General features: G+C 52.1%; 14 protein-coding genes. 8 read left to right on the forward strand and 6 right to left on the reverse strand.

The window, feature by feature from the left end; all coding sequences use genetic code 11:
* Window positions 1-33: 33 nt before the first annotated feature.
* Both ACVB80_RS07995 and ACVB80_RS08000 read right to left on the reverse strand, forming a co-directional pair.
* Window positions 34-834, reverse strand: a complete 801-nt coding sequence (locus ACVB80_RS07995) for an FCD domain-containing protein (RefSeq protein ID WP_481080754.1) — start codon at window positions 832-834, stop codon at window positions 34-36.
* Window positions 835-991: 157 nt separating this feature from the next.
* Entirely contained in the window at window positions 992-1,975 is a 984-nt protein-coding gene (locus ACVB80_RS08000) for a TRAP transporter substrate-binding protein (protein ID WP_481080755.1), read from the reverse strand.
* A gap of 337 nt (window positions 1,976-2,312) precedes the next feature.
* Here ACVB80_RS08000 and ACVB80_RS08005 point away from each other — a divergent pair, with 337 nt between their 5' ends.
* From ACVB80_RS08005 to ACVB80_RS08035, 7 genes are read left to right on the forward strand one after another with little or no spacing between them, the layout of a single operon-like run.
* On the forward strand, window positions 2,313-2,822 hold the full coding sequence (locus tag ACVB80_RS08005; RefSeq protein WP_481080756.1) for a TRAP transporter small permease: 510 nt from the start codon (window positions 2,313-2,315) through the stop codon (window positions 2,820-2,822).
* Window positions 2,823-2,838: 16 nt separating this feature from the next.
* Window positions 2,839-4,140: a TRAP transporter large permease gene (locus ACVB80_RS08010; RefSeq protein WP_481080757.1), complete on the forward strand. Its 1,302-nt coding sequence runs from the start codon at window positions 2,839-2,841 to the stop codon at window positions 4,138-4,140.
* Window positions 4,141-4,187: 47 nt separating this feature from the next.
* Window positions 4,188-5,651 carry a mannitol dehydrogenase family protein gene (locus ACVB80_RS08015; RefSeq protein ID WP_481080758.1) on the forward strand — a complete coding sequence of 488 codons (1,464 nt, stop codon included), beginning with the start codon at window positions 4,188-4,190 and terminating at the stop codon, window positions 5,649-5,651.
* A gap of 11 nt (window positions 5,652-5,662) precedes the next feature.
* On the forward strand, window positions 5,663-7,075 hold the full coding sequence (gene uxaC / locus ACVB80_RS08020; RefSeq protein ID WP_481080759.1) for a glucuronate isomerase: 1,413 nt from the start codon (window positions 5,663-5,665) through the stop codon (window positions 7,073-7,075).
* A complete protein-coding gene (locus ACVB80_RS08025; protein ID WP_481080760.1) occupies window positions 7,075-8,025 on the forward strand; it encodes a sugar kinase in 951 nt (316 codons plus the stop codon). The genes uxaC and ACVB80_RS08025 overlap by 1 nt, the downstream gene beginning before the upstream one ends.
* Before the next feature lie 2 nt (window positions 8,026-8,027).
* Window positions 8,028-8,654, forward strand: coding sequence for a bifunctional 4-hydroxy-2-oxoglutarate aldolase/2-dehydro-3-deoxy-phosphogluconate aldolase (locus ACVB80_RS08030; protein WP_481080761.1), 627 nt, complete (start codon window positions 8,028-8,030; stop codon window positions 8,652-8,654).
* A 5-nt stretch (window positions 8,655-8,659) separates the two neighbouring features.
* Window positions 8,660-9,178: a YgjV family protein gene (locus ACVB80_RS08035; RefSeq protein ID WP_481080762.1), complete on the forward strand. Its 519-nt coding sequence runs from the start codon at window positions 8,660-8,662 to the stop codon at window positions 9,176-9,178.
* On the opposite strand, the gene ACVB80_RS08040 is transcribed toward ACVB80_RS08035, so the two are convergent.
* The 4 genes from ACVB80_RS08040 to ACVB80_RS08055 all read right to left on the reverse strand — a co-directional run bounded on the left by ACVB80_RS08040 (window position 9,146) and on the right by ACVB80_RS08055 (window position 11,863).
* A complete protein-coding gene (locus ACVB80_RS08040; RefSeq protein ID WP_481080763.1) occupies window positions 9,146-9,565 on the reverse strand; it encodes a cytochrome c3 family protein in 420 nt (139 codons plus the stop codon). The genes ACVB80_RS08035 and ACVB80_RS08040 overlap by 33 nt on opposite strands.
* Window positions 9,562-10,068, reverse strand: coding sequence for a cytochrome c3 family protein (locus tag ACVB80_RS08045; protein WP_481080764.1), 507 nt, complete (start codon window positions 10,066-10,068; stop codon window positions 9,562-9,564). Before ACVB80_RS08045 ends, ACVB80_RS08040 begins: the two co-directional genes overlap by 4 nt.
* A 3-nt stretch (window positions 10,069-10,071) precedes the next feature.
* On the reverse strand, window positions 10,072-11,109 hold the full coding sequence (locus ACVB80_RS08050) for an ethylbenzene dehydrogenase-related protein (protein WP_481080765.1): 1,038 nt from the start codon (window positions 11,107-11,109) through the stop codon (window positions 10,072-10,074).
* Between the two features lie 178 nt (window positions 11,110-11,287).
* Window positions 11,288-11,863, reverse strand: coding sequence for a hypothetical protein (locus ACVB80_RS08055; protein ID WP_481080766.1), 576 nt, complete (start codon window positions 11,861-11,863; stop codon window positions 11,288-11,290).
* 123 nt (window positions 11,864-11,986) lie between these two features.
* On the opposite strand from ACVB80_RS08055, the gene ACVB80_RS08060 reads away from it, so the two are divergent.
* The coding region (locus ACVB80_RS08060; RefSeq protein WP_481080767.1) for an IS4 family transposase at window positions 11,987-12,996 on the forward strand (1,010 nt) is incomplete at its 3' end.

Raw genomic sequence — 12,996 nt, forward strand, 5'->3', positions numbered from 1 at the left:
TCGTGGCGAAAAGGGCTCTGCAAAGAGAGGGGATTAAGCCTCAGTACTGTTTAGCAGAACCACTGGGTTTGAGCTGAACAGGTAACCGTCAAAATTCGGGTCATCCATGTCCGAGAGCTCAAGCAGGCGTTGTTTTACGTTTTCAAGGTGTTGCCACATGGCGTTTTTGGCCGCGACCGGGTCTTTACGCTGCATGGCAGTGAGGATGCGGGCGTGGTCTTCGAGCCACTCTTTGCGGTAGTCCTGACCCTGAATGTGAGAGTGCAGTTTTTTCCACATCGGGCTTTGCTCGCGTCGTGCCCATGATTGTTTCAGCATATCAACCAGAACGGTATTTTGCGTTGCTTCGGCAATGTGCAGGTGGAAGTGTTCATCCCCCACACAATCCTGAGTGCCGGCTGCCAGTTCATTGCGTTCCAGCTCCAGCGCAGCGCGCATTTTTGCGATGTCACCCGGGGTTACCTGCATGGCTGCAAATTCAGCAATGTTGCTTTCCAGCAGCTGTCTTGCCTGCAGCATTTCAAACGGGCCGGCGTCATCGCTGATCACCTGTTCGCGGTTATTGGGCGTATCGGGAATATTGAGGACATAAACGCCGGAGCCTTTTTTAACTTCTACCAGGTTCTCCAGTTCCAGCATGATGATGGCTTCACGTACTACGGTGCGGCTGACCTGCAGACGTTCTGCAATGTCGCGTTCCGGCGGAAGGCGGTCGCCCACTTTGTAGCGGCCATCGCTCAGCTCTTTTCTGAGAATTAATCCGAGTTCCTGATATGGTCGTTTTGGTTCAAAAGGCATCATAATGGAATTGTCGCTATATTCTAATACACTCATACGTCATCATAATGACCAAATACGATTGGTCAACCTCTTTATGATAAAGTGAAACAACACCTTGATTTAAGTTCTGTTTCGCCTGCTTATTGGGGCCGGGGAGATAAAAACCTTTTCGTATAGAGGGTTAAATATCACCGCCGGCTCCGGTCAGGGTTTACTGTACAGCCTTGATTTCGTTAACCAGGGTGTTCAGCTCAGGGTTAGATTTCTTCAGGTCAGCGTAAATTGGTTGAACCGCTTCAACAAATGCTGCCTTGTTTGGCTGAACAAATTTCACGCCCATTTTCTCTGCTTTCGCACGTTCTTTCTGCTCTGACTCAGCCCACAGCTTCTTCATCAGCTGAGAAGATTCCAGCGCAGCGGTTTTCAGTGCTTTTTGCTGTTCTTTGCTCAGGCCGTCAAATGTTTTGGTTGAGATAACCAGTACATCCGGAACCATGGTGTGCTCGTCCAGGCTGAAGTACTTCGATACTTCGCTGTGACGGCTCAGGCTGAACGACGGAATGTTGTTTTCCGCTGCGTCTACTACGCCCTGCTGAAGAGCAGTGTACAGCTCACCGTATGCCAGTGGAGTAGGGTTACCACCCAGCGCTTTTACCATGTTGATAGCTGACGGGCTTGGCTGAACGCGGATCTTCATACCTTTCAGATCAGCTGGTGTGTTGATTGGCTTGGAGGTGTAGAAAGAGCGTGCACCTGCGTTGTAGTAAGTCAGACCAATAAAGCCGCTGTCACGTGAAGAAGCCAGGATCTTTTCACCAATTTCACCTTCCTGCACATCAAAGTAATGCTGCTGATCACGGAACAGGTAAGGCAGGTTGAACGCAGAGTAGTCAGAAGCGAACGCTTCAAGCTCTGCTGCGTTCGATTTCACCATGTCCAGAGCGCCGTTTTGCATCAGCTCCATGGATTCACGCTGGGTACCCAGCTGCGCATCAGGGTAGATACGGATGCGAACTTCGCCGTCTGTCAGGCGTTTTACTTCTTTCGCCATAAAGTCCATTGCTTTATGTACAGCATGGTCACGCGGGTGGTTGTGGCTCAGTTTCAAAGTGGTTGCAGCAAAAGCAGAAGCACTGGCTCCAACAGTAAGCGCGGCGCCAATCAGGGTAGTCAGCACGGTTTTGCGGGTCATCATTATAGTGTCTCCGTGAAATTGGTTGTCCATTCAGTTTTTAATTCAGTATCCGGCATATTGCTTATTAAGGGCTACTGGTCTGAATCTGTAGGGTACGTTGTTGAGTACGGTTTGATTATTGAGCGGCATTGGTTCATCAGTCAAAGGGGAATGTTTAATTGGTTGACCGCTATCACAAGTTTTTCGCTAAAATTGGTCAACCAATGTTGTTGTGAGGTTGGTCACATGACTTTTGTGCGGGTTATTTATACTCTGTGCAGGTACCCGGCCCCGTGCTGCCACTTTTTTATAAACATTGGTTAACCACGTGGTGCATAACAGAACACAAGGATTCAAGATGAATAAATTAATTGGATATATAAACCGAGGGTTGGCCATCTTTACCGTATCACTCTCCAGCTTTCTGGTTTTCTGCGTGATCTGGCAGGTTTTCTCCCGCTACGTGATTGGTAAGCCAAGCACGGTGACTGATGAGCTGGCACGCTATCTGTTTATGTGGGTTGCTCTGGTCGGTGCGGCTTACACCACTGGCGTAAAGCGCCACCTGGCGATTGACCTGCTGACCATGAAGCTGACCGGCCGACGCAAACTGGTCAACGAAATCATTATCCAAATCGCTATTGCTGTATTCGCTGCGGTAGTTCTGGTTTACGGCGGCACTAACCTGGCGCTGAAAACCCTCGCTACAGGTCAGGTAACACCGGCTTTGGGACTGGAAATGGGCTATGTCTATTACTGCCTGCCAATCAGTGGCCTGCTGATGATTTTCTACTCGCTGGTGTTTATGACCGAAAAAGTCAAAGCGCTGCTGAAGCCGCAACTCTCCCTGAAACAAGAATCTGTTTAAAAGAAGGATGCCCCTCATGGAATGGCAAGTAATTTTAACCCTGTTTGGAAGCTTTGCAGTATTGCTCTGTCTGGGCGTTCCTGTCTCTTTTGCTATCGGGCTTTCCTCGCTGGCAACCATTATGATGAGTCTGCCGCTGGAGCCGGCCATTGCCGTGGTCGCTCAGCGTATGGCGGCTGGCCTCGACAACTTCGCTCTGCTGGCGATCCCGTTCTTTATCCTCGCGGGTAACATCATGAACCAGGGCGGCATCGCGGTTCGTCTGATTAACTTTGCAAAAGTCCTGGGCGGTCGCCTGCCAGGCTCTCTGGCACACGTAAACGTGATGGCGAACATGATGTTTGGTTCTATCTCCGGCTCTGCGGTAGCTTCTGCAGCAGCGGTAGGTGGCACCATGTCTCCGCTGCAGAAAAAAGACGGCTACGATGAGCACTTCTCGGCGGCGGTAAACATCACCTCCTGTCCGACAGGTCTGCTTATTCCGCCAAGTAACACCCTGATCGTGTTCTCGCTGGTATCGGGCGGTACTTCTATCGCTGCGCTGTTCCTGGCGGGTTACATCCCGGGCATCATTATGGGTCTGTCCCTGATGCTGGTGGCGGGCTATATTGCCAAGCGCCGCGGTTACCCGATTGCCGAGCGTCCAACCCTTGCTCAGATTTGGGATACCACGCTGAAAGCTGCGCCTTCACTGCTGCTGGTTATCGTCATCATGGGCGGTATCATCGGCGGTATCTTTACTGCGACTGAAGCTTCCGCGATTGCGGTTATGTACACTTTCTTTCTCGCGGTACTGGTGTATAAAGAAGTGAAGTGGCGTGACCTGCCAGGCATCGTGCTTGAATCTGCGGTAACTACTTCTATCGTACTGCTGCTGGTGGGCGCATCCATGGGTATGTCGTGGGCGATGGCGAACGCGGATATCCCGTATATGATTGCTGACGCGCTGCTGGCTGTATCTGAAAACCCGCTGGTTATCCTGCTAATCATCAACCTTATCCTGCTGATTATCGGTATCTTCATGGATATGACCCCGGCTATCCTGATCTTTACCCCTATCTTCCTGCCAATCGCACTGGATATGGGTATCGACCCGGTACACTTCGGTATCATGATGACCTTTAACCTGGCGATTGGTATCTGTACTCCGCCGGTGGGCAGTGCGCTGTTTATCGGTTGTTCGGTGGCGAATGTTTCCATCGACAAGATCATTAAACCTCTGCTGCCGTTCTACGCAGCCCTGATTGTTGCCCTTGCAGCGGTCACCTTTATGCCACAGCTCAGCCTGTTCCTCCCTCAGCTGCTGCTTAACTACTAAGATGGATTCCCCACAGCTGCGGCTGTGGGGCTAAGGACAAGAAGAAAATGAATACCATTGCAAATATTTCACGAAGCGACGCTATCCAGTGGCCTGAATACGATCGCTCTCAGCTGACTACACGTATTGTCCACCTGGGCTTCGGTGCATTCCACCGTGCGCATCAGGGCCTTTATACCTGCGAAACCGCAGCCAAAACCGGCGGTGACTGGGGTATCTGTGAAGTAAACCTGTTTGGTGGTGAAGCACTGATTGAGGCCCTGCGCGAACAGAACCACCTCTACACAGTGGTTGAGAAAGGTGCGGATAAAAACACCGTTAAAGTGAGCGGCGCAGTTACCGAATCACTGCATCCTGCACTGGATGGCCGTGAAGCCGTACTGGAAAAACTGGCTGAGCCTCAGGTCGCGATTGTTTCCATGACCATTACTGAAAAAGGCTACTGCGCAGACCCGGCTACCGGCCGCCTTGATAAGAACAACCCGCTCATTCAGCAGGATGTAGCTAACCGTCATGAGCCGGTATCTGCCATCGGCTATATCGTTGAGGCCCTGCGTATCCGCCGTGATCGCGGCCTGACGCCATTTACTGTGATGTCGTGTGATAACGTGCAGGAGAACGGCCACGTAGCCCGCGCGTCAGTACTGGATTTCGCCATGCTGGTGGACCAGGAGCTGGCAGGCTGGATTGAAGCGAACGTGACTTTTCCGTGTACCATGGTTGACCGTATTGTACCAGCGGCGACCGATGAAACCCTGGCTGAGATCGCCGCTTTGGTTGGCACAGAGGAGCCATGTGGCATTGCCTGTGAGCCGTTCCGTCAGTGGGTGATTGAAGATAACTTTGTTAATGGCCGTCCGCACTGGGACGCGGCAGGCGCTGAGTTTGTACAGGATGTGGTGCCTTACGAAGAGATGAAACTGCGTATGCTGAACGGCAGCCACTCGTTCCTGGCATACCTTGGTTACCTGGGCGGTTACCCGCATATTTCCGATACCATGACCAACGAGTATTACCGCAGTGCAGCGCGGGATATGATGCTGAAAGCGCAGGCACCAAGCCTGGACATGCCGGAAGGTACTGACCTTGAGCAGTACGCGAACCTGCTGATTGACCGCTTTACCAACCCGTCACTGAAGCACCAGACCTGGCAGATCGCGATGGACGGCAGCCAGAAGATCCCTCAGCGTATGGGCGGTTCTCTGCGCTTCCACCTGGAGCAGGGCAGTGACTACCGCTGGCTGGCAATGGGCATCGCAGGCTGGATGCGTTATGTCGGTGGCGTGGATGAAAAAGGTCAGTCAATTGATGTGCGTGACCCAATGGCTGAGCAGCTGGCTGCTATCCATAACGAACACGCGACCGATGAATCCCGCGTACGTGCTTATCTGTCTCTGCAGACCATCTTCGGCGAAGATCTGATTCAAAACGAAGCGTTTGTCACTGAAGTGACCAAAGCGTACCAGCTTATCGCCAACAAAGGCGCGCGCGCCGCTGTCGCATCACTGTAAGGAGCCGTTTCATGAAAGCATTTATGTGTGAAGATTTTTTGCTCAGCAACGACACCGCCCGTGAGCTTTACCACGGCTACGCCGCTGAGATGCCGATTTATGACTATCACTGTCACCTGAATCCGCAGGAAGTCGCGCAAAACCGTCGTTTTGAAAACCTGACTCAGATCTGGCTGGCCGGTGACCACTACAAATGGCGCGGCATGCGTGCTGCCGGAGTGCCGGAGCAGCTGATCACCGGTGATGCCAGTGATTACGATAAGTTTATCGCCTGGGCCAACACGGTTCCGAAAACCCTGGGGAACCCGCTCTATCACTGGACGCACCTTGAACTGCGCCGTCCGTTTGGCATTACCGGTACCCAGCTCAGCGGTGACAGTGCGGATGCCATCTGGAACCAGTGTAATGAGATGCTTCAGTCGGATGAGTTCAGCGCCCGTGGCATCATGAAGCAGATGAACGTGGTGATGGCCGGTACTACCGATGACCCGATCGACAGCCTGGAGCACCACGCGGCGATCGCGGCTGAGAGCGGTTTTGACGTTGAGGTTCTGCCAAGCTGGCGTCCGGACAAAGCATTCAAGATGGAGCTCGATGGTTTTGCCGGATACATGCACTCGCTGGCACAGGCTGCGGATGTGGAAATCCACGACTTTGAAAGCCTGTGCTGCGCGCTGGAAAAACGTCTGGCTCATTTCGACCAGCATGGCTGCCGCGCTGCAGACCACGGTATCGAAGTGGTGCGCTATGGTCGTATCCCGGAGACCAAGGTACTCGATGACATTCTGGCCCGCCGCCTGAAAGGTGAAAGCCTGAGTGAAGCGGAAGTAGACCAGTTCAGCACCGCCGTTCAGGTATGGCTGGGTCAGCAGTACGCCCGCCTTGGCTGGGTAATGCAGCTGCACATTGGCGCGCAGCGTAACAACAACACCCGTATGTTTAACCTGCTTGGCCCGGACAGTGGTTTTGACTCGATTGCAGACCGCCCGTTTGCCCTGGAACTGGCATCGCTGCTGGATGCAATGGACAAAGACGATGCGCTGCCAAAAACCATCCTGTACTGCCTGAACCCGCGTGATAATGAGATGATGGCAACCATGATTGGTAACTTCCAGGGTGGTGGCGTAGCCGGTAAAGTGCAGTTTGGTTCAGGCTGGTGGTTTAACGATCAGAAAGATGGCATGCAGCGTCAGATGGAGCAGCTGGCTCAGCTTGGCCTGCTAAGTCAGTTTGTGGGCATGCTGACTGACTCGCGCAGCTTCCTCTCTTATACCCGTCATGAGTATTTCCGCCGCATTCTGTGTGACATGCTGGGACGCTGGGCAGAAAATGGCGAGGTACCACGCGACATCCCAATGCTGGGCAGCCTGGTGCAGGACATCTGCTTCAATAATGCAAAAGCCTACTTCGCTAAGGAGGCCTGATGAAGAGCATTGCCTTAATAGGTGAGTGCATGATAGAGCTGAACGGCGAGCCGTTCGGCGCTATGCGCCAGGCATACGGTGGTGACAGCCTGAATACCGCCGTCTACCTGGCCCGCATGGCAGGCAGCACGTGTCACGTACACTATGCGACTGCCATGGGGACAGACGCACTCAGCACGGAAATGGTCGCCCGCTGGCAGGCTGAAGGCGTGGAGACAGATACAGTATTAAGCGATCCCCATCGCCAGCCCGGACTGTATCTGATCCAGCTGGACGCCCGCGGCGAGCGTACCTTTCTTTACTGGCGAAACCAGTCTGCAGCGCGCTATTTGCTTCGTCATCCGGAGTTTGACCAGCTGGAGACGCAACTGCTGGATAAAGACTGCCTGTACATGAGTGGCATCAGCTTGGCGATTCTGCCGGATGCTGACCGGGAAATCCTGCTCGAAACGCTGCAGGCGGCGTCACAAAACGGCGCTAAAATAGTGTTTGATTCAAACTACCGCCCGGCTCTGTGGCAAAGTGCAGAGCAGGCGAGGGAAGCGTATCGCCAGATCCTGGCGCTGACTGACCTTGCGCTGGTGACCGACGATGACGAGCGCAACCTGTGGGGTGATGCTGACGATAATCAAACCCTGATCCGCCTGGCGGACGCAGGTGTGAAACAGGCAGTGCTGAAACGAGGTGCGAAAGCCTGTCTGTGGCGGGATTTTGTGGAAGACAAAGCCTGTGACGTTGAGCCGGATGACGTGGAAAAAATCGTCGATACCACTTCCGCCGGTGATTCATTCAATGCCGGTTTTCTGGCTGGTTACCTGAATGATCTTCCCGCCGAAGAGTGCGCCCGTCTTGGCCATAAAATGGCAGGCAGGGTGATTCAGCACAAAGGGGCCATCATCGACCCGAACACGATGAGCGATCTGATGAATTTAGTGAACAAGGAAAAATAACAATGAGTACTATTGCCGAGCAACTGGGCCAGGTAAAAATCATTCCGGTAATCGCGCTGGACAACGCGCAGGACATCATCCCTCTGGGCCGCGCCCTGGCAGAAAACGGCCTGCCAGCCGCTGAGATCACTTTCCGCTCTGAAGCGGCAGCAGAAGCAATTCGCCTGCTGCGCGAAGACCAGCCAGACATGCTGATCGGCGCAGGCACAGTGCTGAACCGCGAGCAGGTGATCGCTGCGAAAGAAGCGGGCGCAACTTTTGTGGTTTCCCCGGGCTTTAACCCGAACACGGTTAAAGCGTGTCAGGAAGTTGGCATTGAAATCGTTCCGGGCGTAAACAACCCAACAGCCATCGAAGCAGCGCTTGAAATGGGGCTGACTACCCTGAAATTCTTCCCGGCGGAAGCCTCTGGTGGCATCAACATGCTCAAAGCTCTGCTGGCTCCTTACGGTGACATCCAGTTCATGCCAACCGGCGGCGTAAACGTGAAAAACGTGAAAGACTACCTGGCGCTGGACCGCGTATACGCCTGCGGCGGCACCTGGATGGTAGACAAGAAGCTGATCAACGAAGGCAACTGGGAAGAGATCGGTCGCCTGGCGCGTGAAGCGGCGGAACTGGTTGGGTAGGAGCCATGTGGCCCCTTAACTTCCCCCAATCCATCGGCATTATCGCATTCCTCGTCGGCGTCAGCGCGTTCTGGCAAAAAGATGGCCGGCATTTCCGTCTGCACCTGATGGTGTTTCAGGCGGTGCTGTTTATCCATTTCATCCTGATGGGGGCATGGGTAGCGGCGGCGGGGTGTGGTGTCAGTGCGGTGCGCAGTTATGCGTCGACTAAAACCAGTTCGGTGTGGGTGATGACCTTTTTTATCATCGCACTGTGGGCGTTTGGTCTGCCTAAGCTGCAGTATGCCTATGAGTTGTTGGCACTGTTTGGTTCATCGATCGCCACATACGGGCTGTTTCGTGCCCAGGGTGTGGCGATGCGGCTGATGATCCTGTTTAACTCCTTCTGCTGGCTGACCAACAACCTGCTGCTGGGATCAATCGGTGGCTCCATGATGGAAGCCACCTTCATCGTGACCAACATTATCACTATAGTGCGGATGGTGCGTCAGTCAGGGGAGAAAGAGCGCGACCTTGTCACTTAGGCTGCTGACCCGCCAATGTTTTTGGCTTCGCCAGCTGGTTTCACCCCAGACGTTTTCATCGTCATCATGGCAGTCTGAACAGATCTCCCTTGGATCGAACTCTTCATGGGGCAGGTGGCACTCAACACAGTCCATCTGCTTTTCATCCTGATGTTTAATGTTATGAGGTTTTCCGCCTACTTCCGTCATTACCCCATGGCATTCGATACAAGCCTGCAGCTCAAACTCCAGGTCATCTGATGGCCCTTCTTTTTCATGGCAGGCTCCGGCGCACTCTTCATCTTTGAGATGATAGTTGGCCAGATTATCTTCGTCCGGATTGGGCAGCTCATCGGCACTGACAGTTGCCGAAAATAACAGAAGCAGAACGCTGATAATCAGTTTCATTGTTTGGCTCCTTTATGACAGTCAACGCAGAGTTTTATGCGTTGCCTGGGCGTAAGCGATGTTATGGGGTCGTCTGGCTGGTGCAGTTGGTGGCATGCAGAGCAGTTGATCTCCTTTACGTGGACATCATGAGTCCAGTCATACTGGCGAAGGTCGACCGCTCTGTGGCAGTTAATGCACCGGATGTTTTGCTCAAGTGCTGTATAGCGGGGGTGAGGAGTATGAGAGATCATCACGTCATCGTTCAGGGGATGTGAGCCTTTGTCGCCATGACATGCGGTGCAGTTATTCGCGTACTGTTCACTGTCATGGGCACCGACTGTTTTGATAGCCTCTGTTTGAGACTTTTTCCTTATCACCCTGTGGCAGCGGATACAGCGCTGATTTTCTGCGACAATATGCTCAATCCCCTGCATAGGGGATAGCTGTGAATCAAAATCGGCGGCCAGAGCACCGCCGATGGTGGCCATACAGAACAGCCACCAAAGGCGAGAGAGTCCCATGCTCTATTTGAACTTCATGTTCAGGACATTTCGGTGGTAAATATGGTTGATTTGAGAGTTATCAAATACCGCGATACCGAACGGGTACACTTTACCTTTGTCGCTGAACTGAACGTCCTGGATTTCGGCCATTTCGCCGCCTGTCACCAGTTTACGCTTCATTTCCAGTGTCCAGATTCCGTCTTTCCATACCCCGACGGTGGCGATATCGCCACGGGAGCCTTCAAACGGCTTGGTCAGCAGGTTGGGGATGCGATCCAGTTTGTCGTAACCAGCCGGAATCGGAACTTTCTTCGAGTCTGTGATCGCTGCTGTTTCCATCGTCATATCCATGACAATGAACTCTGGTTGGCCATCTTTTTTGTTATAGCCATAACCACCACCAGTTTTGTTGTCGCCTTTACGTCCCCATCCTTTGTTTTTCTTGGCGTCGGTATTACTGTCGATGTACTGGTCATCGAGTTGGCCGTTAGGGTTAGTACGTACTGATTTCCAGTGCCACATGTCAATCGTCTGGCCTTCTTTGGTGAACTTTCTGGCCGGAGATTTACTTGGTTTGCCATCGATCATGCCGTTCTTGGTCTGGTGGCAGGCTGAGTTACAGCCTTTTTCGGCAAAGCCATCACTATTGATATCCCACAGGATGGCGAACTTATCTTCGTAGTAGGTGTTTTCGTGTCCGGTGTTGTCTTTGTTGGTCAGAGATTTCCAGCTGCCGTCGGGTTGTTTAATCCAGGGGTATCGTTCAAGGCTTTTGGTCGGATCTTTGTAGGTGACCAGGAAATAGATGTACTCGTCGTCATAGAGTGATTTCATTTCAACATTGGTGCGCTTGATTCCTTCATAGCCATTGTTTGGCTTATAGGGAAGTTTGTTCAGCTTCACTTTTATAGCCGGAGCCTTATCCCAGACACTGTCTGCGATACCGTCAACAGTGACGTTTCCGGGAGCCCGGATACTTTCCAGAGTGGTGGTTTTGGCGATGGCGGCCGGGGCGATCGCCAGTGCGATACTGCTGAGCACGAACACTGATCTCTTCATAACAATGCCTCTTTCTGTGTTGCTCGTTTGTTTTGTTGGTGTTTATTAATTGTTACCTCACTAATTATAGTGCGGGTATTTGAGGAGGCGGAACTTTGAGCTGAACAGGTAAGGTTTTTACGGGTTAGATTTTGGATTTCAGAGAGGATATGCGGCGCTTGAGCGCCGCTGCAGTTGATTAACGGAGAGCCAGGTAATGGCACAGGGACTCTGCCAGCTGATGGCTGGCGAGGTTGCGGGCGACTGTCTGTTCGTCCAGTTTTCCGTGTTCAACCACTTCAAGCCAGTCTTTGAGCATGGGCACAAAGCCTTTGGTTTCCAGCATAGGTGTCCAGTCTTTTTCGCTGATGGTGCGGATCTGGCCTTCCTGCATCATATTCCCTTGTCCAAACGAATCAAACCGGTAACTGCGGTTGTCATAGCGCGCTTCGATAACTTCGTTTGTCACGCCGTAGTTCCTGTCCATTGAAGCCTGCAACAGCGTCTCACCCAGTTGCCACTCAATATCTATCCGGCTCACCAGGTCGCCGTTTATCTGCCAGTGGATGTGCGCATCCTTGATGTCTGCTTTACCTCCGATATTGATGCTGTCGAGCGGGTGGATAAAGTCATCGAAGATGAAGGTTCTCAGCTCTCCCGGCAGGTTGTGGCGGTTCTTTTCCCATCGCAGGGCCCGGAGTTCATTATGTTGGCCGTTTTGTATGCCGGGCAGGTGTTGGTTCAGCAGTGGCAGGTGGCGGCGGTTAAAGCCCACATCTTACGAATCCCCTCATAATTTCCTTTCAAAACAATGAGTAGACGCACATCGCCCTATCTGATCTAATGAATTTCGCCAAAAACACACCTTCACAGATAGATAAGAAAGAGATTCTTAGCGATGTGCGATATCCAGATTCTACAGCAAACACTGGCTCAACAGTGTCCCAACATTCACAAAAAACGACTTAATTCTCTGATACTTGCTACCAAATCCGTTCTCGACGGCGCTGAGTTGACCCTGACCAAAATTGGTCGTTCACTTGAAGCAAATACCACGGTAAAGCATTCAATTAAACGCATCGACAGACTCCTCGGAAACCACAACCTTCACCGAGAAAAAGACGCCATCTATAAATGGCATGCTTCACTTATTACCCACGCTAACCCCTTTCCTGTTGTTCTTGTCGATTGGTCTGATGTTCGAGAGCAACTACGGTACATGACCTTACGTGCGTCGATTGCTGTTAAGGGACGAGCGGTGACGCTATACGAGCAAGCTTTCGAATATAAACAGTACAACTCACCCAACAGTCACCAACTCTTCTTGAACAAACTGCAAACCATACTCCCTGACGGATGTGTTCCAATCATTGTTTCCGATGCTGGCTTTCGAAATACCTGGTTTCGACAAGTAGAAAGTAAAGGGTGGTTCTGGCTTGGCCGTGTTCGTGGCGAAGTCTCTATCAAACTTCCTAACCAAGCTTGGTGCTCGAACAAAACCTTCTATCCAGAAGCCACTGATAAACCGCGTTTTCTTGGTGAATGTGAACTAGCGAAACGCTCCCCTCTAAAGTGTTCTGCTTACTTGTATAAGGGTCAACCCAAAGGCAGAAAGGCACATCGTCACAGCAGAACTTGTCAAAAGCACTCGGCTGGAAAAGTATTCCTCAAAGGTGCAAAAGAACCGTGGTTACTTGTTACGAGTTTGCCCAATAACATCATGAATGGGATTCAGATAACTCAACTCTACTCAAAGCGAATGCAGATAGAAGAATCCTTTCGGGATCTCAAAAGTCCTGCTTATGGGTTAGCACTGAGGCACAATCGAACCCGATGCACCAAGCGCATCGACATCTTGTTGCTCATGGCGCTACTGGCCGAAATCATTATGTGGTGGAATGGGCTAAT

This window comes from Vibrio sp. 9-16B-A1 (assembly GCF_056726165.1).

Excerpts from the sequence above, each read along its gene's own strand:
- ACVB80_RS07995 (WP_481080754.1), bottom strand. The coding sequence starts at position 834 with ATGAGTGTATTAGAATATAGCGACAATTCCATTATGATGCCTTTTGAA.
- ACVB80_RS08000 (WP_481080755.1), bottom strand. The coding sequence starts at position 1,975 with ATGATGACCCGCAAAACCGTGCTGACTACCCTGATTGGCGCCGCGCTT.
- ACVB80_RS08005 (WP_481080756.1), top strand. The coding sequence starts at position 2,313 with ATGAATAAATTAATTGGATATATAAACCGAGGGTTGGCCATCTTTACC.
- ACVB80_RS08010 (WP_481080757.1), top strand. The coding sequence starts at position 2,839 with ATGGAATGGCAAGTAATTTTAACCCTGTTTGGAAGCTTTGCAGTATTG.
- ACVB80_RS08015 (WP_481080758.1), top strand. The coding sequence starts at position 4,188 with ATGAATACCATTGCAAATATTTCACGAAGCGACGCTATCCAGTGGCCT.
- uxaC (WP_481080759.1), top strand. The coding sequence starts at position 5,663 with ATGAAAGCATTTATGTGTGAAGATTTTTTGCTCAGCAACGACACCGCC.
- ACVB80_RS08025 (WP_481080760.1), top strand. The coding sequence starts at position 7,075 with ATGAAGAGCATTGCCTTAATAGGTGAGTGCATGATAGAGCTGAACGGC.
- ACVB80_RS08030 (WP_481080761.1), top strand. The coding sequence starts at position 8,028 with ATGAGTACTATTGCCGAGCAACTGGGCCAGGTAAAAATCATTCCGGTA.
- ACVB80_RS08035 (WP_481080762.1), top strand. The coding sequence starts at position 8,660 with ATGTGGCCCCTTAACTTCCCCCAATCCATCGGCATTATCGCATTCCTC.
- ACVB80_RS08040 (WP_481080763.1), bottom strand. The coding sequence starts at position 9,565 with ATGAAACTGATTATCAGCGTTCTGCTTCTGTTATTTTCGGCAACTGTC.
- ACVB80_RS08045 (WP_481080764.1), bottom strand. The coding sequence starts at position 10,068 with ATGGGACTCTCTCGCCTTTGGTGGCTGTTCTGTATGGCCACCATCGGC.
- ACVB80_RS08050 (WP_481080765.1), bottom strand. The coding sequence starts at position 11,109 with ATGAAGAGATCAGTGTTCGTGCTCAGCAGTATCGCACTGGCGATCGCC.